This is a genomic window from Luteibacter sp. GL_149, assembly GCF_057834065.1.
In genome coordinates, this window is record NZ_CM174395.1 from 4,584,798 (window position 1) to 4,608,994 (window position 24,197).

Annotated in this window: 14 protein-coding genes; 7 read left to right on the forward strand and 7 right to left on the reverse strand. The window is 63.6% G+C overall.

What is annotated here, in order from left to right; translation table 11 throughout:
* Nucleotides 1–217 precede the first annotated feature (217 nt).
* A complete protein-coding gene (locus tag AC3IR3_RS20130; RefSeq protein ID WP_489194790.1) occupies nt 218–916 on the forward strand; it encodes a pirin family protein in 699 nt (232 codons plus the stop codon).
* A 49-nt stretch (nt 917–965) separates the two neighbouring features.
* Nucleotides 966–2,384 carry a nicotinate phosphoribosyltransferase gene (locus AC3IR3_RS20135; RefSeq protein ID WP_489194792.1) on the forward strand — a complete coding sequence of 473 codons (1,419 nt, stop codon included), beginning with the start codon at nt 966–968 and terminating at the stop codon, nt 2,382–2,384.
* 215 nt (nt 2,385–2,599) lie between these two features.
* Here AC3IR3_RS20135 and AC3IR3_RS20140 read toward each other — a convergent pair whose 3' ends face one another.
* A complete protein-coding gene (locus tag AC3IR3_RS20140) occupies nt 2,600–4,555 on the reverse strand; it encodes an LTA synthase family protein (RefSeq protein WP_489194794.1) in 1,956 nt (651 codons plus the stop codon).
* A 230-nt stretch (nt 4,556–4,785) separates the two neighbouring features.
* Between AC3IR3_RS20140 and mprF the strand changes: the two genes are divergently transcribed.
* The 3 genes from mprF to AC3IR3_RS20155 all read left to right on the forward strand — a co-directional run bounded on the left by mprF (nt 4,786) and on the right by AC3IR3_RS20155 (nt 8,442).
* Nucleotides 4,786–7,353, forward strand: a complete 2,568-nt coding sequence (gene mprF, locus AC3IR3_RS20145) for a bifunctional lysylphosphatidylglycerol flippase/synthetase MprF (protein ID WP_489194796.1) — start codon at nt 4,786–4,788, stop codon at nt 7,351–7,353.
* Nucleotides 7,350–8,144: an AcvB/VirJ family lysyl-phosphatidylglycerol hydrolase gene (locus AC3IR3_RS20150; RefSeq protein WP_489194798.1), complete on the forward strand. Its 795-nt coding sequence runs from the start codon at nt 7,350–7,352 to the stop codon at nt 8,142–8,144. Before mprF ends, AC3IR3_RS20150 begins: the two co-directional genes overlap by 4 nt.
* A gap of 118 nt (nt 8,145–8,262) precedes the next feature.
* Nucleotides 8,263–8,442 (forward strand): hypothetical protein, encoded by a 180-nt coding sequence (locus tag AC3IR3_RS20155; RefSeq protein ID WP_489194800.1) that lies wholly within the window; start codon nt 8,263–8,265, stop codon nt 8,440–8,442.
* Here the strand turns inward: AC3IR3_RS20155 and AC3IR3_RS20160 are convergent.
* The gene (locus tag AC3IR3_RS20160) at nt 8,421–9,323 is read right to left on the reverse strand and encodes a DMT family transporter (RefSeq protein ID WP_489194801.1); all 903 of its coding nucleotides are present in this window, start codon (nt 9,321–9,323) and stop codon (nt 8,421–8,423) included. The genes AC3IR3_RS20155 and AC3IR3_RS20160 overlap by 22 nt on opposite strands.
* Nucleotides 9,324–9,721: 398 nt before the next feature.
* Between AC3IR3_RS20160 and AC3IR3_RS20165 the strand changes: the two genes are divergently transcribed.
* Nucleotides 9,722–9,886 (forward strand): hypothetical protein, encoded by a 165-nt coding sequence (locus tag AC3IR3_RS20165; RefSeq protein ID WP_165973625.1) that lies wholly within the window; start codon nt 9,722–9,724, stop codon nt 9,884–9,886.
* A 17-nt stretch (nt 9,887–9,903) separates the two neighbouring features.
* On the opposite strand, the gene AC3IR3_RS20170 is transcribed toward AC3IR3_RS20165, so the two are convergent.
* Nucleotides 9,904–10,662: a transporter gene (locus AC3IR3_RS20170; protein ID WP_489194803.1), complete on the reverse strand. Its 759-nt coding sequence runs from the start codon at nt 10,660–10,662 to the stop codon at nt 9,904–9,906.
* Between the two features lie 75 nt (nt 10,663–10,737).
* A complete protein-coding gene (locus tag AC3IR3_RS20175; protein ID WP_489196982.1) occupies nt 10,738–12,906 on the reverse strand; it encodes a glycoside hydrolase family 3 C-terminal domain-containing protein in 2,169 nt (722 codons plus the stop codon).
* A gap of 170 nt (nt 12,907–13,076) precedes the next feature.
* Here AC3IR3_RS20175 and AC3IR3_RS20180 point away from each other — a divergent pair, with 170 nt between their 5' ends.
* Nucleotides 13,077–17,354, forward strand: coding sequence for a DEAD/DEAH box helicase (locus AC3IR3_RS20180; protein ID WP_489196983.1), 4,278 nt, complete (start codon nt 13,077–13,079; stop codon nt 17,352–17,354).
* A gap of 46 nt (nt 17,355–17,400) precedes the next feature.
* Here the strand turns inward: AC3IR3_RS20180 and AC3IR3_RS20185 are convergent, their stop codons facing one another.
* The 3 genes from AC3IR3_RS20185 to AC3IR3_RS20195 form a co-directional block, all read right to left on the reverse strand.
* Complete coding sequence (locus tag AC3IR3_RS20185) at nt 17,401–18,684, reverse strand: peptidase MATCAP family protein (RefSeq protein WP_489194805.1); 1,284 nt, start codon at nt 18,682–18,684, stop codon at nt 17,401–17,403.
* Between the two features lie 254 nt (nt 18,685–18,938).
* The gene (locus tag AC3IR3_RS20190) at nt 18,939–21,230 is read right to left on the reverse strand and encodes a family 20 glycosylhydrolase (RefSeq protein WP_489194807.1); all 2,292 of its coding nucleotides are present in this window, start codon (nt 21,228–21,230) and stop codon (nt 18,939–18,941) included.
* A gap of 153 nt (nt 21,231–21,383) precedes the next feature.
* Nucleotides 21,384–24,116, reverse strand: coding sequence for a TonB-dependent receptor (locus tag AC3IR3_RS20195; protein ID WP_489194809.1), 2,733 nt, complete (start codon nt 24,114–24,116; stop codon nt 21,384–21,386).
* Nucleotides 24,117–24,197 lie beyond the last annotated feature (81 nt).

Genomic DNA, 24,197 nt, shown 5'->3' on the forward strand with positions numbered 1-24,197 from the left:
CAAACGTCCATGACGTGTCGTCACTCGTTGGGGAACGGACGTATTGTCCAAAAGCGCATGGAAAAACGGGGTAGCGTTTCCCTGCCGGGGCGTATCGTTTCCGTAAAGAGTGTCGCCAGGGAAACAATCCGTTCCCTTGCCGGAGGCTCCGCGACACCGGAATCGGCGGAAAATGCGCAGCCATCACCACCTGCCGGTCACTACCGGGGAGCAAGACATGATCGACGTGAAGAGCTTTGCCAGCCTCGGCGGCGCCAACCACGGTTGGCTGGACGCCAAGCATCATTTTTCGTTCGCCTCCTACCACGACCCGAAGCGCATGGGCTGGGGCGGGCTGCGCGTCTGGAACGACGACACCATCGCCTCGGGCACCGGCTTCCCGCCGCATCCGCATGCGGACATGGAAATCATCACCTACGTCCGCGAAGGCGCGATCACCCACGAGGACAGCCTGGGCAACAAGGGCCGTACGGAAGCGGGCGACGTGCAGGTTATGAGCGCCGGCACGGGTATCCGCCATGCCGAATACAACGCGGAGCCGGGCGCCACCCAGATATTCCAGATCTGGATCATGCCCAACCGCGGCGGCGAACAGCCCGCGTGGGGCGCGAAACCCTTCCCCAAGGGCGACCGCTCCGGCCGTTTCGTCACGCTTGCCAGCGGTATCGCGGGCGACGACGAAGCACTGCCGATCCGCGCGAATGCCCGCGTGCTTGGCGCAAGCCTGAAGGCTGGCGAATCGCTGGACTACGCCCTGGCGACGGGCCGCTTCGGTTACCTCGTACCGGCCAAGGGTGCGCTGGAGATCAACGGCAAGCGCGTCGAAGCACGCGATGGCGTCGCGTTTCGCGACGAGCCGGCGCTGACGATCAAGGCGCTGGACGATGCCGAACTGGTGCTGGTCGATACCGACTGAGCATGACGCGCCGGTTGCGAGGTGGTTATGCTGATGCGAAGGAGTGCGCATGAACCACCTCGACAACCTCGTTCTCAATACCGATAGCTACAAGGCCAGCCACTGGCTGCAATATCCACCGCGCACCGACGGGACGTTTTTCTACGTCGAATCGCGCGGCGGCGTGTATGAGAGCACGGTGTTCTTCGGCCTTCAGGCCATCCTGAAAGCGTGGTTGTCGCGACCGGTGTCGCACAAGGACATTGACGAAGCGCGCGATTTTTTCGCCGGTCACGGCGAGCCGTTCAACGAAACGGGTTGGCGACACGTCGTAGACGCGCACCAGGGGCGGCTGCCGCTGCGCATCCGCGCGGTGGCGGAAGGTAGCGTCGTTCCCACGCATCAGGCGCTGGTGACAATCGAGTCGACCGATCCCCAGGCGTACTGGCTGCCTTCCTATCTGGAAACCCTGTTGCTGCGACTGTGGTATCCGGTGACCGTCGCGACCATCAGCTGGCAGGTGCGGCGCACGATCGCGCACTATCTCGACCGGACCAGCGACGATGCAGCGGGCCAGCTGCCCTTCAAGCTGCATGATTTCGGCGCTCGCGGCGTATCCAGTGCGGAATCGGCCGGTCTTGGCGGTATGGCGCATCTGGTGAACTTCATGGGCACCGATACCGTGTCGGGCGTGCTTTATGCCCGCGCCTATTACGGCGAACCGATGGCCGGATACTCGATTCCCGCCGCCGAGCACAGCACGATCACCAGCTGGGGCAAAGACCACGAGGTCGACGCCTATCGCAATATGCTCCGGCACTTCGCGAAACCCGGCGGCATCGTCGCCGTGGTCTCCGACAGCTACGACATCTACGCCGCGATTCGCGAGCACTGGGGGAAAACGCTTCGGGACGAAGTGATCGCGTCCGGTGCCACGGTCGTCATCCGTCCCGATTCCGGCGATCCGGTCGAAGTGGTGCATACCTGCCTGACGCTGCTGGACGAAGCGTTCGGCAGCACGATCAACGGCAAAGGCTATAAAGTCCTCAACCACGTGCGCGTGATTCAGGGCGACGGCATCAATCCGGAAAGCATCCGCGCCATTCTGGAGCGCATCGTGGGCGCAGGCTTCGCCGCCGACAATCTTGCGTTCGGCATGGGCGGCGCACTGCTGCAGAAGCTGACGCGCGACACACAGAAGTTCGCATTGAAGTGTTCCGCCGCGCGTATCGATGGTCAGTGGGTCGACGTGTACAAGGACCCGGTGACCGACGCAGGCAAGACGTCCAAGCGCGGCCGCATGACCTTGCTGCGGCATCGCGAGTACGGCAGCTACCGCACGGTGCCATTGCCCGATGGTGTCGTCGAACTCGACCCGTCGACGATCGAAGCCGGATGGGAAGAGGCACTGGCAACCGTGTGGGAAAACGGCGAGCTGGTGCGCGAATTCAGTTTCGCGGATGTCCGGGCGCGCGCGGCGCGGCCCTGAGTCGCCCACCGTCGTTTCGATATCCGGACACCCTCACCATTGTTCCGGCGCACGCCGGAACCCGCGACGAGGCGGGCGGTTGTTGCGACAGCGATGGTCGCTTTCAAGCGAAAACCTCAGGGTCCGGGCTTGGCCCACGTAGTCGCCGCGGACCCCGGCGCACGTACGCCGGGGTAACGCTGAGGAATGGGAAGACCCGAGGGTAAGGGCTAGCGTTACTTCGCCGCCTTCGCGTCGTACTTCATCAACCCGTTCGTAAACAGATACGCCGCGATCTGGTAATAGCTGACCGCCGCATTGGCATCCGCCTGGTCTATCTGCTCCACCGGCGTGGTTTCGCCGGTATCGCGGTTGGGCACGACCTGCTTCACCGGGTCGCGAGGTACCAGCGAGGTCAGCTTGTCGCCGTGCATATAGCCCAGCTCCTGATACGTGCTGATGAAGGCACGCTCGCGGCCCGGTTCGATCTTGAACAGGTCGTAGCCGAAGAACCGCGTGGTGTAGCTGAAGTTGAGCAGGCCCAGCAGCGTCGGCGGAATATCGATCTGGCTCATCAGACGGTCCACGCGACCCGGCTGGACGTGCTTCGGCGAATAGATCAGCAGCGGGATGTGATAGCGGTCGACCGGCAGGCTGGTCTTGCCCGCGCTGGTGGCGCAGTGATCGGCGGTAATGATGAAGATCGTGTCGTCGAACCACGGCTTCGTCGATGCGCGCTTCAGGAAATCGGCGATGGCCCAGTCGGTGTACTTCACCGCCGCGCGGCGGCTGCCCTGGGGCATGTCGACGCGATCCTTCGGGAAGGTGAAGGGCCGGTGGTTCGACGTGGTCATCACATGCCCGAAGTAGGGCTTGCCGGCCGCGAATGACTTATCCATCTGACTGATCGTCAGGGTGAACAGATCTTCGTCGGCGACGCCCCAGACGTTCTCGGCGTGGATGTCCTTGTCGGCAATGGCGTTGCGGTCGACCGCTTCATAACCATTCGTGCTGAAGAAGTGGTTCATGTTGTCGAAGTAGCCGTAACCGCCGTACAGGAACTGCGACGTATAGCCCTTGGTATTGAAAACGTCGGCTAGCGAGAACAGGCCTTCGTTACCGGGGCGCTTCACGATGGATTCGCCCGGCGTCGGCGGCACCGAAAGCGCCAGCGCTTCCAGACCGCGAACGGTCCGCGTGCCGTTCGCGTACAACTGCGTGAAGAACAGGCTCTTGTCGGCCAGTGCATCGAGGTTGGGCGTCAGGTGCTCGTGCTTGCCGGTGCTGCCGGCGAGCGCTTCCATGTAATCGCCCGAAAGGCTTTCGACGCTGATCAGCACGACATTCAGGTGCTTTTCCGGACCCTCGTTGGTCACCACGCGGGTAAGGTTGTGCGGGTCGTCGCTGACGAACTTCGAGTCCGGCGTTTGCAGCAGACCGCGCAGCGTCCTGAATGCCTCGTCGTTGTCGATCGTCTTGTAGTAGCGGGCGTAATCCAGCTCGTTATTCCGGAACGCCGCGAAGAACTGGTAGATACCGTTGCCGGCCAGTTCGTTGACGTAATTGTTCTGTGCGCGGTCCTTCATCGACCCGTCGATGGCAAACGAACCGGCTACGGTGAGGACCAGCCAGACGCCGACGACGGCGGTGCGGCCGAGGAAGCGGGAACCGCTGTCGCGGGCACGCAGGGCGCGGCGCGAGAACAGGAAGATGAGGATCGCGGCAATCAGCAGATAGATCGACCAGCGGACGATCGGGTACGACTCCTGGATATTCCCGACCACTTCATGCGTATAGACAAGATAGTCGACCGCGATGAAGTTGAACCGGGCGCCGAACTCGTTCCAGAACACAAGCTCGGAAGCGGCGAGGTACAGCACCGCGAAAAGCAGGACGAAACAGAAACCGAGGAAGATGGCGTGACCGACCCGGGACAGATAGGCACGGCGAGGCAACAGCCAGAGCACCAGCAGCATCGGCCAGGCGAAATAGACGTAGGTCATCAGGTCGTAACCCAGACCGACGCCAAAGAGATAAAGCCACTGCAGCGGGTCGTGCGGTACGTCCTTGCCCGTCTTGATCAACAGGACGAGCCGCGTGACGAACGCGAGGACGACGAAGACCACACCGAACCAAACCAAGGGGGCGAAACGCTGGCGCAAGGCACCCGGGACCGACGAATGGGAACGCATGGAACCTCGCTTGGGCATGACTCGGGGCCGGGTTGGCGACCCGCGTCGGGCGTGAATAGGTGGAAAGGATCGAAGCGTAGCTTACGGCAACCTCGCCGGGTGCCGTCCAGGTACGAACGCTCTACGCCTTCGTACGTTCACTGTGGCACCCTACACGACTTTACGAAAACCGCGGAGCCATCAGGTCAGTGCAGCTAGAACGGGGAGCGGAAGTCCCAACGACCGACACGGTGCTGGTCCGTCCAGCAGTTTATGTCACCCTGCTGCGCCGGGCGGGCGGCCCTTTGCTGTCGGTCGTATTGCTGTGCCTGGCGCTCTGGGCGCTGCACGCCATGGCGAGCGAGGTGACCTATCGCCAGATCGCCCGGTATTTCCACGGGCTGCCGAATAGCCAGATCGGGATCGCCGTCCTGCTGACCGCCCTCAGCTACGGGGTCATGACCCTGTACGACTGGTACGGCCTCGACAGCATCGGGAAACGCCTGCCCATGCGTCGGGTGGGTCTGATCTCGTTTATCAGCTACGCCTTCAGCAATGCGCTGGGCATGTCGTTGCTCGTTTCCGGATCGATCCGCTACCGCTTCTATATCCAGGCGGGCCTGTCGACCGTGGAAGTGGCCCGGGTCGTCCTCTACACCACGCTCAGCTTCTGGCTGGGATTGGCCGCGATTACCGGCGTGACCCTGCTTCTGGTGCCGATTTCGGCCGACGTACCGCTGTCGGAACTGCGTATTCCGCTGGCCATCCTGCTTACCCTGGTACCGCTGGCATGGTTCGTGAGCGCCGTCATCGCTCGCCGGCCGCTTCGCATCTTCCGCTGGCGCTTCAGCCTGCCGCCCGCGAAGGTGGCCGCGCGCCAGATCCTGATCGGCGCCCTGGACTGGGGACTGGCCGCCGGCGTGCTCTACGTCCTGATGCCCGAGGAAATCGCGGGCGGCTTCGGCCATTTCCTCGCGATCTTCGTGCTGGCGCAGATGGCCGGCGTGATCAGTCACGTGCCGGGTGGACTCGGCGTATTCGAGGCTGTGATGCTGGCCGGCTTCGGCGCCACGGGCAATCAGGGCCTGGAAGCGCCGATCCTGGGGTCGCTGGCGGCCTACCGGGCCGTCTACTACCTGTTGCCGCTGTGTGCCGCGACGGTGCTGGTGCTGTGGCGCGAAGCGCGCGGTCTGCGCCACGCCGCCCTGCTGACGCCCTGGTTCACCAGCCTGCTGCCGCCCTTCTTCGCCGGCCTGACACTGGTATGCGGCGCGGTGCTGCTGTTTTCCGGCGCCACGCTTGCTATTCCCGGCCGCATGGAGATTCTCCGTGGATTCGTGCCGTTGCCTCTGGTGGAGGTCTCGCACTTCCTGAGCAGTATGGTGGGCATGTTGCTGCTGATCCTGGCGCGCGGCCTGCAACGCCGTCTGGATGCGGCCTATGTCCTCACGCTGGTGCTGCTGGTGGTCGGTGCCGTTCTGTCGTTGCTTAAGGGCATCGACTACGAGGAAGCGACGCTGCTGTCCTTGCTGGCACTGGGTCTGGCGCCGGCGCACAAACACTTCTACCGCCGGGCGTCGCTGTTCCGCGCCACCTTCTCGCTCGGCTGGATGCTCGCGATCGTTTCCGTTCTGGGCTGCGCGACCTGGCTGGTGATGTTCAGCTTCAAGCACGTCGAGTACAGCAACAACCTGTGGTGGGAATTCAGCTTCCACCACGGCGGTGCGCCACGCGCGTTGCGAGCGCTGGTGGGCGCGGCGGCCGTCGTCATGCTGTTCGCGCTGGCCAACCTTATCCGTCCTGCGCGCCCACGCCGCATTCCGCCCGGCGAAGCCGAATTCGCCCGCGCCCTTCCGCTGATCAAAACTTTCCCCTCCGCCCAGGCCCATCTGGCGCTGGTGGGAGACAAAACCCTGCTGTTCGCGCCCGACGATCGTGCCTTCATCATGTACGACATCGAAGGACGCAGTTGGGTCGCCATGGGCGACCCCATCGGCAACGACGAAGAAGCCCGGCGCGAACTGGTATGGCATTTCCGCGAACAGTGCGAGCGGGCCGGTGGATGGCCTCTGTTCTATCAAGTGCGCCCTGAAGATCTCGACATTTATCTAGAAGTTGGCATGAATTTGCTGAAAATCGGCGAAGAAGCGCGCGTACGGCTCGAAACATTCAACCTCGACGGCAAATCCAAGAAGACGCTGCGCGGCACCGTTAACAAGCTCGCCCGCGACGGCCTTCGCATGGAGATCGTCCCGATCGAGGGGGTTCCGGCGCTGCTGCCGCGCCTGAAGGTTATTTCCGACGCATGGATGCGCGACAAGCGCGTCCGCGAAAAGCGCTTTTCGCTCGGCCTGTTCGACGAACGCTATCTCTCGCGCACACCGATGGCGGTCGTGTGGCTGGGCGAGGAGATTGTCGCGTTCGCCAACGTCTTTACCAACGATACGAAAGAAGAAGCCTCGGTCGACCTGATGCGCCACTTGCCCGACGGCCCCTCCGGCATCATGGATTTCCTCTTTATCGAACTGATGGTCTGGGCACGCGCCGAAGGCTATCGCTGGTTCAACCTTGGCATGGCGCCTCTCTCCGGACTGCAGAATCGCCGCTCGGCGCCGTTGTGGAGCCGTTTCGGCGCCATGATCTTCGGACGCGGCGAGCGCTTCTACAATTTCCGCGGCCTGCACCGGTACAAGGACAAGTTCGATCCCGAATGGGAGCCGCGATATATCGCGGTGCCGGGCGGTATCGCGCTGCCCCTGGCCCTGGCCAATGTAGCCAGCCTGATCTCGGGCGGACTCAGCGGCGTGGTGCGCCGATGAAAAAGATCCTGCGGTATAGCCTGCTGACGCTGGGCATCGCGATCGCCGCCCTGGTGCTTGTCTGGCATCCATGGGTACGCATACCGATCGAGAAGGCGACGGTCGAGCTGGGTGCCCACGCCACGCCTCCCGCCGGGCAGGAAGATCTGCTGGCCATTATTTATTCGGGCGACGGCGGCTGGGCCGATCTGGATCAGCGGCTGGGCAACGTTTTCGCCAATCGGGGCATTCCCGTGGTCGGCGTGAGCGCGATGAGGTACTTCTGGCGCGAACGCCTGCCGCAGGAGGCCGCGCACGATCTGGACACGCTGCTGGACACGTATACCGTCCGCTGGGGCAAGCGCCGCGTCCTGCTGGTCGGCTATTCGTTCGGCGCGGATGTACTGCCCTCGATCCTTGCCTATATCCGCCCGGACAACCGTGCCAAGATCGAACAGCTCGTCTTGCTGTCGGCCAGTCGCGACGTCAACTTCGAGATCGAACTCGAAGGCTATATGCATAAGAACCTGTGGACGACGACCACGCAGAACTTCCTGCAGTGGCTGAATCCCGTGCACCACTACGACGCGATGCCACCGATCCGTGCCCTGAACGGCAAACCGCCGATCGCCTGCTACTACGGCGTCGACGATGCGGACGACAGCGGCTGCACCGATCCGGGTCTGCCAGCGTTCGTCACGGTGTACCGCAAGCCGGGCGACCACCATTTCGACTACGACTACGAAAAGCTTGCGACCGAACTGATCGAACGCATGCCTCCGTCTGCCGGAACGACCTCCACGCCGCCTTAACGCGGCGAAGCCGTTGCGAGACGGCTTGGGATGTCACGAAATCTTCACCGGCACGCCACCGAAATTTCCTCTCTTCCGGCCCAATCTCGATAACGAGGAGGACCGGCAGGAGACGAATATGCAGCGATCACAGCAAAAAAGGGACTACGGCACGTCCGATCCGGCGATGCTGCGCAGTCTTGCGAGCAAGGGTGTACCCATGCCCGAGATGACCCGGCCTGCGCCGCCGCCGACACAGCGCAGCGCGAAATCCGTCAAGCACAAAATCGTCCATCGCTACGACGAAGGCAGTGTCTGACCCGACGGACTTTCCCTCGGCCACTCCGCGATCAGAACGCCGGTCAGGATAAGTACTGCGCCACCGATATCGTGCAGGCCCAACGATTCCCCGGCGAGCCAGCCAACCACACCGGCCCATACAGGTTCGAGCGCAAAGATGACCGTCGTGCGTGTTGGCGAAACGGTGCGCTGCGCCCAGTTCATACCGAGCTGGATAAAAGCCGTTGCAACGCCGAGTGCTATACCGCACCCCCAGAAAGACAGGTTGCCCGTGGGAACCGATTCCCGGCTCGCTATCGCCAGAGCGATACATGGCACCGCGGCCATCCCGACCTGGAGAATGGCAAGACGACGCGGATTGCCCCTGCCTGCGGCACGTCCGATCAGAATAATCTGAAAGGCGACAGCCAGCGCGGCGGCAATCACCAGAACTTCGCCCGTGTCGAATGCCAGTGAGGATGCGCCGCGCGACGAAATAGTAAGAAGACCCGCGACGGCAATACCTGTGCCTGTCCAGGCGAACAGATTCGGAACGATGCGCCAGATGGCCCATTGCAACAAAGGCACCATCGGGACGTACAACGCAAAAAGGAACGCGGACGTCGCACTGGAGATGTGCCGCATGCCCTCTGCAAGCAGTACGCAGGTGGCCACAAGCGTGAGACCGACGGGTACCGCCGCGCGAATTTCCGCGCGAGTGAAGCTTCCGAGACCGCGACAGGAAAAAAGCAGCAGAACGACCGTTGCCGAGGCGAATCTGAGGCCAACGAAACCGAACGAACCTGCGTCGCCTACTCCGACTTTCGTTGCAAGAAACGTACAGCCCCAGATGACCGTGATACCGATCAGCACCAGCTCGGGCATGCGTTGCCTCACGGCAATACGAGTGCGACGCAACATGAAATCCTCCTTGATTATTTCTTCGGCACGCGAGCCCTTCGCGGCGGGCCTGAGCCTATCACACGCCTCCATTCGCATGACCGTACGCGTATGTACGGCAATATCCGTCAGAAAATTAAGAATCTTCCTATTCCGATAGAGGTTCCACCTACGCAAGATGCAGGTGTGCCCGAAGCTAGTTGCAAGGGCTACTGAATTGTCGATGACCGATCTCGGTGGCAGGATGCCATCGGCCCCGCTTGCGGAAAGATCGATCCCCCCTTCATCGGCAATGGCGCCGCGTCGACTCGTGTCGGGCCGCGCATGACGGGTTCCCTGTCCCGTCCGATCCATGGAAGGCAGGCATGGTCCTACGCGTGAGCGTGAGGACCATGTTTTTTCTGTCGTATCCTCGGTCCATGGGCTGCTTACCACTTCCGCTATTTCTGCTGCTGGGTTTCGGTATCGGCTATCTCGTCGATGGCCGCTCCGGATCCGTATGGGGCGGAGGCATCGGGCTGCTGGTCGGGCTACTGCTTACCGGATGGCTGCTACGCAAGATGCGCCGCGCGAACCGGCAATAAGAGCACGCTATACGTCCTCAGCGCCGATCGAAGAAAATCGATATACCCAGCCCCGCAATGACCGATGGACCATGCGTTCCGATGCGATGCAACGCGTATGCGTCGAGCTGCACGTGATCGGTCACGTTCAGCGCCGCGCCGCCGCCCGCCTGGAATGCGTTGCCGTACTGCGCGCTGTGGATGGCATCGAACTCTCCGTAGATCATCCAGTTTCGCGCAATATTCACGCCGAACGTCGGCGCCAGCGTCCATGTATTCCGGCCGCGAAGACGGTCCACGTTGGCATACAGGGTGGTCACATAGCGTTCGTCGGTGGCCCATTGCGCGGTGGCGCCGAGCGTGTACTGACGTGCGCCGTTGCTGAAATCCCGATCGCCGTTCGCGAACGTGACCACCCCGAGGGCGGACCAGGAAAAATCCCCGGACAACGTGGGAGCGAGTTTCAGCCCAAGACTGCTGTCGCCGTGACCTACCGAATAGCGGCGCACGCCCTGGCCGCGTTCTTCCAGTCGATTCCACGCGGAGCCGCCGATCTGCAGCTCGGCCGGACCACCCAGGCCGATCCGGATCAGACTATTGGCCGAGTACTGACGATCCAGCAGACCGCCACTGCTCTGACGCGTATAGGTAGGAAGGCCCTGTTCGAGCGCCAGCGTGCCGAAGGGCAGCACGCTGGTGGCAAAGCCCGCGCCGGGCTGGTCGAAATCCGGCGGATCGGCGCGGGCTGTGGTGGTCAGAGCGAGAGCGAAAAGTCCGAAGAAGAAGCCGGTACGCATGCGATTCATCCCTGGTGCGTGGGTAGGCTACGGATGGCCCATTGTGATCATTCCACGTCACGGTACCGTCATAGCTCAGGGAAGCACGGACTCCGGAATCGTTACCGTGGCCTGTCCTTCGCTCTTCGTCGCCGACGAACCGACGCGTACCGAGTACGCGCCCGCCGCTACGCGCCAGCGATTTCCCTTCGTATCGAAACGGGCCAGCGCGAGCGGATCGGCGGCGATCTCGACGCGCTGGCTTTCACCGGGCTTCAGCCAGACCTTGCGCCAGCCCGCCAACCGCGCCGTGGCACCGGGTGCCGTGACATAGAGCTGCGGCACATCGGCGCCGGCCGTCGTGCCCGTATTGCGCAGCGTGAAGCGCGCTACCGGCTTGCCGGACGCATCGACCGAGGTCTCGAAGTCCGAGTAGGCGAACGTCGTGTAACTCAGGCCAAAACCGAACGGGAACAGCGGCTCGCGCTTCGTCTTTTCGAACCAGCGATAGCCCACGTCGGCGCCTTCGATGGTGTAGTCCACGCGATCGGCAGGCGCCGCCTTGGAACCCAGACCCGCGCCCTGAACCTTCGTCCGTGGTAGCTGGGACTCGTCCTTCGGCCAGCTCATCGGGAGACGCCCCGAAGGCGCGACCTCGCCGAACAGCAACCGGCCGATAGCCGCACCACCGCCGGAACCCGGATACCAGGCCTCCATCACGGCACCCACGTCGTTGAGCCAGGGCATGCGCACAGCGCCATTGGTTTCGAGGACGACGACCGTACGAGGGTTGGCCTTCGCGACCGCCGCGATGAGGGCGTCCTGATTGCCGTCGAGTGCCATGTCGGCATGATCGAACGACTCGGCTGCCCACTGCGTGACGAAAACCACCGCCACGTCGGCGCCGGCGGCCGCTTTCGCCGCCGCCGCGATATCGGTGCCCGGGTCGTAGCTGACCTTGCCCTTCGCCAGTGCCTTGATCGTCGTCAGCGGCGCCGAGGGATGAAAGCGCATCGGTCCGGGCCAGCCCTGCGGCATGAGTCCTTCGACCGGACTGCCGTCGACATCCAGCACGGCGGACGAACCGCCGCCCGAGAGCACGCCCTTATCCGCATGACCGCCAATCACGGCGACGGATTGCACGCTGCGGGCAATCGGCAGCAAGGCCTTCTCGTTCTTCAGCAGCACGGCCCCCGCTTCGGCGGCCTTCTGCGCGACGAGGCGATCCTCCGCATAACGGGCCTTGCGCGGCACGACGGGATCGTCGATCACCCCCTTGGCAAACATCGTGCGCAGGATGCGATGCGCCATGTTGTCCAGACGCGACTGCGGCACCTCGCCCTTCTTCACGGCCTCGCGCAGCGGGGCATCGAAGAACACCTGCTTGTCGAATACCTCGCCGGCCGATTCCTGATCGAGGCCCGCCAGAGCGGACGGCGCGGCGCTATGCACCGAGCCCCAGTCGGACATGACATAGCCCTTGAAACCCCACTCGCCCTTGAGCACGCCATTGAGCAGCCACTCGTCCTCGCAGGTGTACTTGCCGTTGACGCGGTTGTACGAACACATGACCGAACCGGGATCGCCCGTGCGCACGGCGATCTGGAAAGCGAGCAGATCCGATTCGCGCAGCGCGACGGGATCGATATCGGCACTCAATGTATTGCGGCCGCTTTCCAGATCGTTGAGTACGTAGTGCTTTACCGTGGACACGACTTTCTGGTCCTGTACGCCGCGCACGGTATAGCCGGCCATGGTCCCGGCCAGTAACGGGTCTTCGCCCGCGTATTCGAAGTTGCGGCCGTTGCGCGGATCGCGCACGAGGTTCACGCCACCCGCCAGCAAGACGTTGAAGCCCTTGGAACGTGCCTCGCCGCCGATCATCGCACCGCCGGCATAAGCAATAGCGGTATCGAAGCTCGCCGCGGTGGCCGTGCCGGCCGGAAGTCCGATCGCGCCGGTCTTGTCCGCACCCGGCCGGGTCACGCCCAGGCCCGCATCGGTTTCCTGAATCGCGGGAATGCCCAGGCGTTCGATGCCCGGCGTGTAACCCGCCGAACCCAATGCACCCACGGGCGCGGCGATACCGTCGTGCTCCTGGCCGAAATCGGCGCGGATGATCCGGAATTTTTCTTCCTGGGTCATCTGCCCCAGCACCAGGTCGGCGCGTTGGTCTGGAGTCAGGGACGTATTCATCCACGGCCGGGGCGGCGTGGCGGCCGAAGCCAGCACAGGCAACAGCAGGGAAGCGATGGAAATGGCCAGCAGCGAGCGGCGCGCGGATACAGTCATGAACGGTCTCTTTCATGCGCAGAGGGATAGGGCAGGGTGGGTGAGTAACGTTTTCATCGCAACCCGCGAGACCGTACAGGCGTACTCTCCCGCTTGAGCGCATGGACTCGCGGCCCCACTTAAGTAACTCAATGAGTTCACATTTGTCGATGCCACTGAAGGATTTCCATCCCGCCGTCGCCGCCTGGTTCGAGAGCGCGTTTCCCGCGCCTACGCCAGCGCAGGTCGCGGCGTGGCCGGTCATCCGTTCCGGCCAGCATACGCTGGTGGCCGCACCCACGGGCTCGGGTAAGACGCTCACGGCCTTTCTGTCCGCCATCGACACGCTGGTATGCGAAGGCGTGCGCGATGGCGTGCTGCCGGATCGCACCACGGTGCTTTACGTCTCGCCGCTGAAGGCGCTGTCGAACGACATCCGCATCAACCTGGAAACCCCGCTCGAAGGTATCCGCGCGGAACTTGGTAAACGTGGCCTGCCCGATATCGAAATCCGCACCGCCGTGCGCACGGGCGACACGCCTTCGGGCGAGCGCGAAAAGATGCGTCGCCGGCCGCCGCATATTCTCGTCACGACACCCGAGTCGCTATACGTGCTGCTGGGTTCCGAGTCCGGCCGCGCGATGCTGGGCGACGTACGCACCGTCATCGTCGATGAAATCCACGCGGTGGCGTCGAGCAAGCGCGGCAGCCATCTGGCGTTGTCGCTCGAACGGCTGGAATCGCTGTGCGGCCGCCGGCTCACGCGTATCGGCCTGTCGGCCACGCAAAAACCCATCGAGAAAGTCGCCGCGTTCCTGGGTGGAGGCAACGACTGCGCCATCATCGACATAGGCCACGCGCGCGAACGCGACCTGGCGATCGAAGTACCGCCCGTGCCGCTGGAAGCCGTGATGTCGAACGACGTGTGGGAGCTGGTCTACAACCGGCTCGCCCAACTGGTCGAACAACACAGCACGACGCTGATTTTCGTGAACACGCGCCGGATGGCCGAACGCGCGGCGCGCCACCTTTCCGAGCGGCTTGGCAAGGAAGCGGTCGCGGCGCATCACGGCAGTCTTTCGCGCGAACAGCGACTCGATGCCGAACAGCGACTGAAGCGTGGCGACCTTCGCGTGTTGGTCGCGACGGCATCGCTCGAACTCGGCATCGACATCGGCGACGTGGATCTGGTCTGCCAGCTTGCATCGCCACGCTCCATCGCCGCCTTCCTGCAGCGCGCGGGGCGCGCGGGACACGCGGTGGGCGGCATGCCGAAAGCGCGCCTGTTTCCCAGTTCCCGCGATGACCTGGTCGAATGCACGGCGCTGCTGGACTGCGTGCGTCGCGGCGAACTCGACGCGCTGATCATCCCGCGCCAACCCCTCGACGTGCTCGCGCAGCAGATCGTTGCGGAAGTCGCGTGCCAGGAATGGGACGAAGACGCGCTGTTCGATACGGTGCGCCGCGCATGGTCGTATTCCGAGCTGCCGCGCACGACCTTCGACGATGTGCTGCGCATGCTGGCCGACGGCTTCACGACACGCGTCGGTCCGCGCGGCGCCTATGTGCATCGCGATGCCGTCAATCGTCGCCTGCGGGCGCGACGCGGCGCACGACTTACCGCGGTCACCTCGGGCGGCACCATCCCCGATACCGGCGACTATTCGGTCGTGCTGGAGCCGCAGTCGCATATCGTCGGTACGGTCAACGAGGACTTCGCCGTCGAAAGTCTCGCGGGCGACGTGTTCCAGCTGGGCAACACGAGTTACCGCATCCTGCGCGTCGAACGCGATCGTCTGCGCGTGGAGGATGCGCATGGCATGCCGCCGAATATTCCGTTCTGGCTGGGCGAAGCGCCCGGTCGAAGCGACGAGCTGTCCACCGGTGTCGCGCGGCTTCGCGCCACGATCTCCCAACGTCTGGACGAAGGCGGGAAGGGCGCGGCACTAAGCTGGCTGATGGCCGACATAGGTCTTTCCACGGCGGCCGCGGAACAGCTGGTCGACTATCTCGCTCGTGCGAAGACCGCCCTCGGTGCGCTGCCGACGCAGGACACGCTGATCATGGAGCGTTTCTTCGACGAGTCCGGCGGCACCCAGCTCATCATCCATACCCCGTTCGGCAGCCGTGTGAATCGCGCCTGGGGACTGGCGCTGCGCAAACGCTTCTGTCGCAAGTTCAACTTCGAACTGCAGGCCGCGGCGACCGAAGATGCCATCGTGCTATCGCTTTCCACCAGCCACAGCTTCCCGCTGGACGAAGTCGCACGCTACCTGCATTCCGCTTCGGCGGAGCACGTGCTGATCCAGGCGCTGCTGGATGCGCCGCTGTTCGGCGCACGCTGGCGCTGGAACGCCACGACGGCGCTTGCGCTGCCGCGCTTCGTCAGCGGACGTAAAGTGCCGCCGCCACTGCAACGCATGAAGAGCGAGGACTTGCTCGCCACCGTATTTCCCGATCAGGTGGCCTGCGCGGAAAATCTCGTCGGCGAACGCGAGGTACCCGATCACCCGCTGGTCGCGCAAACGTTGCATGACTGCCTGCACGAAGCCATGGACAGCGACGGTCTTCTGACGGTGTTGCGCGGGCTCGAATCGGGCACCATCCAGATGATCGCACGCGATCTCGCCACCCCTTCGCCGCTGGCGGCGGAAATCCTGAACGCGGCGCCGTATGCCTTTCTGGACGACGCCCCGCTGGAAGAGCGCCGTACGCAGGCGGTGCAATCCCGGCGCTGGAACGATGCCGAAAGCGCGGACGACCTGGGTCGTCTGGACCTGGGCGCTATCGATTCGGTTCGCGAGGAAGCGTGGCCGGAAGCGCGCAACGCGGACGAAATGCATGAAGCGCTGATGCTGCTGGGCGGCGTCACCGATGCGGAGGCTAACGATCGCTGGGCCCAATTCCTTCGCACGCTGGCGACCGACGCGCGGGCCACGCGACTGACCGATGGAATGCATGCGATCTGGATCGCGACAGAGAAACTTCCCACGTGGCGCGCACTGCATCCGGAAGCGGCCATGCGGCCGGCGGTCGCGGCGCCCGCCGAATTCGCCGCGCAGGCGTGGACACGCGAGTCCGCGCTTGTCGATCTCGTGCGCGGGCGATTGGCGGCCCTGGGCCCTGTGCCCGTCGGCGTACTCGCCACGACATTGGGCGTGCTAGCCACCGAGATCGATCTGGCCCTGACCTCGCTGGAAACCGAAGGCTATGTCATGCGTGGCATGTTTTCACCGGGTGCGACGGAAACCGAATGGTGCGAGCGCCACCTGCTGGCGCGTATTCACCGCTATACCATCGGTCGGTTGCGTCGCGAGATCGAACCGGTCGCGCCGCGCGATTTCATGCGTTTTCTCATGGACTGGCAACACGTCGCGCGCGGCACGCAGGTCAGTGGACCGGACGCGCTGGCCGGCGTCGTCGGCCAACTCGAAGGCTTCGAGGCCGCGGCAGCGTCGTGGGAATCGGAGCTGTTGCCTGCCCGCGTCAACGACTACAGCATCGGCTGGCTAGATGATCTGTGCCGCGCGGGTCGTGTCATATGGAGCCGGATACGCCAGGGCACCGGAACAGCCGGTCCCGTACGCGGCACGCCGATCGTCCTGCTGCCGCGTCGACAGCTCGCGCTCTGGTCCTCGCTTGCGCCCGAGACCGGAGAAACCGTGGCGCTGTCCTCCCGTGCACAGGCTGTCGCCGACGCATTGCGCGACGAAGGCGCGCTGTTCTTCGATGAAATCGCCACGACGACCCATCTGTTGCGCACAGAACTCGAGGATGCGCTCAGCGAACTCGTCGCTGCCGGCCGCGCCACAGCCGACAGCTTCGCCGGCCTGCGTGCCTTGCTGCTTCCTTCCGCGAAACGAAACGACAATCGGCATCGTCGCGTACGCCGGCACATGCTGAACGGCATCGAGGACGCGGGACGCTGGTCGCTCGCGCGCCGCGGAACCGACAAGCGCGACGCTGCGGATACGCTTGAACATGTCGCGCGCACGCTACTGCGCCGTTACGGCGTCGTCAGCTGGCGGATACTGGAACGTGAGGCGGCATGGCTGCCGAGCTGGCGCGAGCTTCGCCGCGTTTATCACCGGCTGGAAGCACGCGGCGAAATTCGCGGCGGACGTTTCGTCGAAGGACTCGTCGGCGAACAGTTCGCGCTGCCCGAAGCGCTCGCACAGTTACGGCAGATCAGGCATCGCCCGCACGACGGCGAAATCGTATGCATCGCGGGCAACGATCCCCTGAACCTGGTCGGCACGATACTCGCCGGCACGAAGGTGCCTTCGATCGTCGGTACGCGGATCGCCATCCGCGACGGCGTACCGCTGGCGGCGCTGGTCGGCGGCAAGGTCGTTGCGATGACGCCGCTTGAAGGCGATGACGAGCGAGATGCGAGGATGGCGTTGCAGCGGCGGACTGTGCGGGCAGCTTCGATCACCTGAGTCGCGACAACCGATCGTGTCGCGGCGGCTTTCGCTTGTCGCCGCGCTACCCCACCTTCGACAAACTCACCGGCGGCGTCTCGGCCAACAGCGTCCGCACACCTCCCAGCAACGCTTCGACATTCATCCGCCCCATGAACATGCTGTAGGTCAGCAAAGCGAACAGGGTGCGCGGATCGGTCGCCCACGGCGGCATGAACCGCGGCGCGCGAACCAGCCCCAGCGCGGCCAGTTCCGCCAGCGCCGGAATATCCGAAATGTCGAGCTTGCCGCAGAACAGAAGAGGCAGCACATCCGGCCGCCCCGACGCGAACAACGCGCGAAACGTATTGCTTACCTGAAGCAGACCGAACAGGTAGACGAGGTCTTTCGCGAACGGCGCCCCGCCCGTGATGACCCCGCCGCGAAACACACGCCGCGCACGCTCGAACGACTGTGCCGGCTGATCGCTTTCTTCCAGGAAGTGACGATAAACCTCGATGAAGTTGGCGCCTTCCACGGCCATATGGATCGCGAACACCCGATCGGCGAGACGCTGTAGCCGATCCATCTCCATGGCACCGCTGACCATTTCCGCGAACACCGCCAGGCCTTCCTGCGTGCGCGCATCGTAAGGATGCGCGCAGCCGAGAATCGGAAGATCGGTCTGCAACCGGCCGTTCAGCGATGTAGCCACGTGAACGAAGGCCTCGTGCTGCAGCAACTGGCGGGCGTCATAGTCCGTGAAACGTGCATCGCGCTTCAGGCGGACCACTTTAGAACTTGCCAGCGCGTTGGCCGATAACGTGTCCACGATCTCGATGCGTGGCGCCTCGTTACCGAAATGCCGCGTGATCCCCACGCGTAGTTCGTCCGCGACCTCCCCGGCGGTGTAGTAACGGGATGGAGCGAGCTTCACGTGGAGCAATCCCAACTGCGCGGTAACTTCGCGCACGCGCTTCGCCAGATCGAGCGGCGTTTCGGGAAAGAACCGCAGCGGCGTGGTCGGCGTGCCGTAAAGACGGCCACCGTAAAGATAAAAATCGGGCGTTCCGACACCGGCCATCATCATGGCCGCATTACCGATGGCTTCCGCCTGGCGTTCGACCCAGGCGGCGATCACCGGATGACCGATCTTCACAGAACGCAGTTCGGCGAGCGCCGCCTGGGACGGCCCCGGATCGCAGGGGGTATACGCCGGACGAGGCAGCTCGTGGGCGCCGGATGCGAAGAAGCGTTCGGCGATGTCCGGACACCAGTCGATCGCCTTCAATACCTTGATATGCGAGGCCGCCTTGTGCAGCAGCTTCGCCGCAAGACGGATCGCATCGCGTTCGGTTTCGATGCTCATGGGGGAAGCGTGAGCTTCCTCCGGAACTGGCGCCAGCGAAAATTTACCTAGATCTGGCCCGACTATCGACCTGATTGCGGGCTTGTGCCAAGCAAAAGATCAATGACGGTGCGAAAGCCGACGGAGCGAAGAGGCCATGCGTTGCAACGCCAGCCCGCGGATCGGGGGTGAACACCCGTTTCTACGCTCCGTCGGCTATCGCGCTCGAGAGCGCTCCTACAACAGCAGTTGCGGTTGCGGCGGCCGGTTGGCAATCAGCGGAACTGGATGTCTCCCAGCACGCGGAACGTCTTCTCGGGTTTCCCCGTGAAGAACAGGCACAGGTCGTGCGTACCGGAAACCGGCGGCAACTTCGCATGCAGCGTGGCGCGGTTGTCGCGCGGAAGCGGCAGCGTCGCGAGGCGTTCGCCGTCGCAGCTGTCCTTGCGGATTTCGAATTCGCCGTTACGGGTCGACGTCTTGCGGCCGACCACACCCGCCGCATCCTTCCACAGCTGGTAGTTGTACGGAAGACGGTCGATCGTGACATCGACGGCGGTCTTCCCGTCGAGTACCGCACCCTTCCACTGCCAGCACGTATTCATGATGTCGACCTTGTAGATCGCATGCGGACTATCCGGCGACACGGGGCCCAGACGCAGGGTGAGTTTATTGCCGCACGTATCGAGTTCGTCGCTGGTGCGACGCGCCAGCGATGCCGCATCGATCGCACGATCGCGCGGACCGGCCAGCCCGAAGCCATTGGCGAATGCGTTCGCGCGCACGGTCACAGGGATAGCGACCTCGAACGGGCCTTCATAGCCCGTCGACTGAGGCATGGGTGCGCTGCCATCGATCGTGTAGCGGATCGTGCCGTAGCCGCTCTGGTTGGCCAGCGTGACGCGAGCCTTGCCCGGCACCGTGGGAGCGACATCGATGCGCACGGCATAAGCGCTGTCCGCAGGCATGATGCCGGCCTCGCGATAGCGGTCGAACTGCGCGGGCAGTCGCGCGATGAAACTGTTCCAGTCGCCCTTCGGCGACCACGTGAGCTCGGCGAGGGCGGCAACGCGCGGGAAAATCGCGTGCTGGGTCCGCTGCCAGGTAGGCAGGTATTCCGAGAAGACCGTGACCTGGGCGCCGAGTACGTGACCTGCCTTGTCGGCCGCGATGTCGGCGGGAACGGGCTCGAAGTCGTATACCGAACGCAATGTCTGGATCTGCGGCCGGCCGGGCTGTTCGCTCGGGAGGTCGCTCTGGAGATAGTCCGTATAAAGCGTGGGCGACGGCGCCAGTACGACGTCATGCCCCTGATTAGCTGCCTTGATGGCACCTTTTACGCCGCGCCACGACATGACGGTCGCCGAAGCGGGCACGTCGCCGTCGAGGATCTCGTCCCAGCCAATCAGGCGCCGGTGGTGCTGGTCCAGATAGGTACCGATGCGTGCGATGAACCAGCCTTGCAGCTTTTCATAGTCGTCGATACCGAGCTTGCGCATCTGTGCCTGCACCGCTTTGGAGTGTTCCCACTGATCCTTGGCCGCCTCGTCGCCGCCCACATGGATATAGGTGGACGGGAAGACATCCATTACTTCGTCCATCACGTTCTGGAGGAAGGCGATGGTCTTTTCGTCGGGGCTGTACAGCCAGGTATTGACGCCCCAGTCCGTCGACACATTCGGCTTCTTACCGGTGACGCCGAGTTCGGGATAGGCGGCAATAGCCGCCTGCGCGTGCCCGGGCATTTCGATTTCGGGAACCACGACGATATGGCGGTCGGCGGCATAAGCGACGATGTCGCGCGCCTGTGCCTGCGTATAGAACCCGCAGTAAGGCTTGTCGCTACCACCCGTCAGCTGGGCATCGGGACCGACCGCCGCGCGACAACCGCCCACCGACGTCAGCTTCGGATAGCGCTTAATCTCCAGCCTCCAGCCCTGGTCGTCGGTCAGGTGCCAGTGAAAGGTGTTGAGCTTGTGCAATGCCATCTGGTCGAGCAGGTGCTTGATGTCGTCGACCGACTGGAAATGCCGCCCCGAATCGAGCATCAGGCCGCGCCATGCGAAGCGCGGTGCATCGACGATACGAACGGCGGGAACGCCATCGCGCGCCGAAGGATCGGTGGCCAGCTGCCATAGCGTCACGGCACCGTAGTACATGCCGTGCATATCGCTGGCGGCGATGCGCACGTGAGCACCGTCGACATCGAGCGTGTACGCCTCTTCGCCCTTGACCGACGGGTCGACAATCAACGAAATGGCGCCGGTGTCCGGGCCGCCTTCGACGATCGCGAGATCGAAACCGCGCGCGCTCTTGATCAGGCGCGCAAGTTGTTCGGCGACATGCCGGACGTCGGCACGTCCCGCGGGAATGAGAATGTGCGTGTTGGCGCCAAGCGGAAACCGACCCGCCAGGCGATCGAGATGGGCCGGCTGCGGAAGCAGCGACAGAGGAGTCTGTTCGGAAGCGACGGGTCGCAACGACGCCGGCTTCGGTTGGCTCGCGCACGCTCCGAGGACCGCGGTCAGGGCGAGCAAGGCGAATCGGACGGACGATCTGTGGCGCATGCGTGCACTCCGGCTTGGCGCCGCATGGTGTCACGAAAGGCGCCATGGATAAAAAAGCGGGCCCGACAGAGAGAAGTTCGGGCCCGAGGGGAATGGTGAAACCTTGAGGTTGCGGCCGTCCATGGCCGCCAATCCGTTGAAACGTATAGCGAGTTACAGGGCGAAGTGCACCGCTGCCATGTAACGACGGCCCGTCGTGTACTTGGCGACCGGGAGGTCCTTCGTCTGCAGGTACTGGAAGTACGTTTCGTTGGTCAGGTTCATGCCCGAGAGCGTGAACGAGATGGCATCGTTGAGCTTGTAGCCGAGCGTGGCGCCCAGATCGGCGTACGCATCGGTGGTGGCCGGCGGCGCACCGGAGATGTAACCGCCGGAGAGGTACGCGCTACGCCAGTTGTACGAGATGCGGGCGCTGAACGGGCCCATTTCGTAGTACGGGCTGATCGAGTACGAGTTCTTCGAGTTGTACGGAAGCGCACCACCCGAATCCAGCGTGCCCTTGGCATAGGTGTAGCTCGCCGTGACACCGAAGCCGGTATCCCAGAACGACTGCTGATAGCTCAGGCTGCCGCCTCGCACCTTGCCCGACCCCGTGTCGCGCGGACGGCTGATGCTGTACGTGCAGAAGCCATCGGGCGTGCACAGACCCTGCGCCACCTGACGCGCGAACGTCTCCTTGTCGTTGAAGATGCCGGAGTTGAACTGACGCTCGGGAGCCGAATCGACGAAGGTGTAGTTGTCGATCTTCTTGTAGAAGCCGGTCAACGCCAGGTACGACTGCGGAGCGAAGTACCACTCGCCTGCGAGCGAGAAGTTCTTCGACTTGTACGGGTTGAGGTTGGGGTTGCCACCGCTGCCCGTGAGTACCGAGTCGTTGAGGAACAGGTTGTTGACCTGCATGTTGTACGGCGGACGGGCAATGACCTTGGCCGCCGCGAAACGCAGGATCACGTCTTCGGTCAGGTCGTACGCCACGTTCAACGACGGCAGCCAGTTCTTCTGCGTGGTCGAGCTGGTCTGCCACGAGCCTGCCGGAGCCGGCAGCACGGGAGCGCCGCTGTAGTTGAAGCCGCTGCCGTCGGTGACGGTATGCACGTAACGGATACCCACGTTGCCGTGGAAGCCGCCGCCGGCGAAGTTGGCCTGCGCATACGCGGCGTTGGTCTTCTCGACCAGCTTGTACGTGCCGTTGAGGTACGTACCCGCGTCTTCGTTACCGCCGTTGGTAGCGCGAACCCAGGCGTACTGGGCGTCCCTGTCCGGCATGACGTGGCTGGCCGAACCCGGCAGCGAGTCGAAGGCACCCAGCGTATCGGTGTAACCGCCGAAGCCGAGCGCTGCGATGTTCGTCGGCGCGTTGCCGCCATAGACATGCGCCTGCATGCCTTCTTCGTGGCGGTTGAAGCGGTAGCCGACGAGCACCTGGTTCACGAAGGAGTCGAAGTCCTTGGTGAAGTCGAGCTGTGCATACGTGTCGCGAGCCTTGGCGGAGTAGTTGCCATAGTTGCCGGGCCAACCACCGAGGCCGGGGACGTCACCCATGTGCCAATTGGCCGGATCGCGGGCCGCCGACGGATTGTCGAACGCGAAACCGCGGTTGATATCCCAGGTGTAACCACCCGCGTAGACGGGCTCCATCACGGCCTGCGAGATGCTGTTGTTCACAGCCTTGCTGTAACCGGCGGCACCGCCGAGACTCCAGCCTTCGCCGCGATAAGTCGTCTTCAGATCGAACGCCGACGTGCGGACCACCGACTTGCGGATGTTGCTGTCGAAGGTGTTCTGCGCGATGGCCGGGCAATTGGCCGAGTCGTTGCCACAGACGTGACCGCCAGTGATGACGCCATTGGGACCCGGGGTGAAGCTGGTGACGTTACCCGGTGTCGCGCCGGTGAACGGATACAGCGACTGGTTCCAGTTGTCGAAGTTCTCGCGAACGAACAGGCTGTTGACGTCGATGTCCCAGTTGCTGGTCGGACGCAGCTGGATGCCCAGCGTGGCACTGTCGCGCTTACGCTTCTGCTGGAACCAGGCCGAGTTGACCTCGTCGGGCACTTTGTCGTTCGGGTTCAGCGTGCCATTGGCGATGCCAGCGGCGACGGCCGGGCTGGAAGCCCACTTCGAAACCGGGCTGTAGCTGAAGATTTCGAAGCCCTGGCGATCGATCTTCTCTTCGAAATGCTGCGCGGAACCGATGATGCCGAAGGTGTTGTCGGCGTTCTTCCAGCTATACAGCACCGAGCCGTTCGGACGCGAACCGGCCGACGCCTGATCGTTGTACGACAGACCGAACGAGCCACGGATCGTATTGGCCGGCAGGTCGAGCGGCTGCAGCGTGTGCAGAAGGATCGTGCCGCCCAGGCTGCCTTCCGGCAAACGGGCTTCGGGCGACTTGTAGATTTCCATGCGGCCGACGATTTCCGGCGCGAGCATGGTGAAGTCGAAGCCACGATTCGGCTGCGCGCCGTACTGCCACGGCGTCTGCGAAATCGGCTGGCCATTGAGGAACGTCAGGTTCAGGCTGGGATCGGTGCCGTCGATACTGACACGGTCGCCCTGGCCGAACGCGCGATCGATCGTGACGCCAGGAACCTGGGTCATCGCTTCGGCGACGTTGGTATTCGGGAACTTGCCGATGTCTTCGGCCGTGACGGCCTCGACGACGGCATCGGCATTGCGCTTCGTATCGAGAGACTTCTCGAGACTTGCGCGGATACCGGTAACGGTAATGCCTTCGAGCTGAGCGGCCTTAGCGGCGTCGGCCTTTTCCTGAGTGGTCTGCGGCTTAGCCGGAGCCGGTGCCGCATCCTGAGCGAGCACGTTTCCGGTGAAACAACAGAGTCCGGCGATGATGCTCGCCGCCAGCAGAGTTCTACGATGCGACATGGTGTCCTCCCCTCAGAGGATGTCAGCAACGAGTGGTTTCGCTACCACGCGCGCTGTGTTGCGATCTGGGCGGATGCCCGG

Bases quoted from the DNA above. Each gene is read 5' to 3' on its own strand.
- AC3IR3_RS20130 (WP_489194790.1), top strand. From the start codon at position 218: ATGATCGACGTGAAGAGCTTTGCCAGCCTCGGCGGCGCCAACCACGGT.
- AC3IR3_RS20135 (WP_489194792.1), top strand. From the start codon at position 966: ATGAACCACCTCGACAACCTCGTTCTCAATACCGATAGCTACAAGGCC.
- AC3IR3_RS20140 (WP_489194794.1), bottom strand. From the start codon at position 4,555: ATGCGTTCCCATTCGTCGGTCCCGGGTGCCTTGCGCCAGCGTTTCGCC.
- AC3IR3_RS20150 (WP_489194798.1), top strand. From the start codon at position 7,350: ATGAAAAAGATCCTGCGGTATAGCCTGCTGACGCTGGGCATCGCGATC.
- AC3IR3_RS20155 (WP_489194800.1), top strand. From the start codon at position 8,263: ATGCAGCGATCACAGCAAAAAAGGGACTACGGCACGTCCGATCCGGCG.
- AC3IR3_RS20160 (WP_489194801.1), bottom strand. From the start codon at position 9,323: ATGTTGCGTCGCACTCGTATTGCCGTGAGGCAACGCATGCCCGAGCTG.
- AC3IR3_RS20165 (WP_165973625.1), top strand. From the start codon at position 9,722: ATGGGCTGCTTACCACTTCCGCTATTTCTGCTGCTGGGTTTCGGTATC.
- AC3IR3_RS20170 (WP_489194803.1), bottom strand. From the start codon at position 10,662: ATGCGTACCGGCTTCTTCTTCGGACTTTTCGCTCTCGCTCTGACCACC.
- AC3IR3_RS20185 (WP_489194805.1), bottom strand. From the start codon at position 18,684: ATGAGCATCGAAACCGAACGCGATGCGATCCGTCTTGCGGCGAAGCTG.
- AC3IR3_RS20190 (WP_489194807.1), bottom strand. From the start codon at position 21,230: ATGCGCCACAGATCGTCCGTCCGATTCGCCTTGCTCGCCCTGACCGCG.
- AC3IR3_RS20195 (WP_489194809.1), bottom strand. From the start codon at position 24,116: ATGTCGCATCGTAGAACTCTGCTGGCGGCGAGCATCATCGCCGGACTC.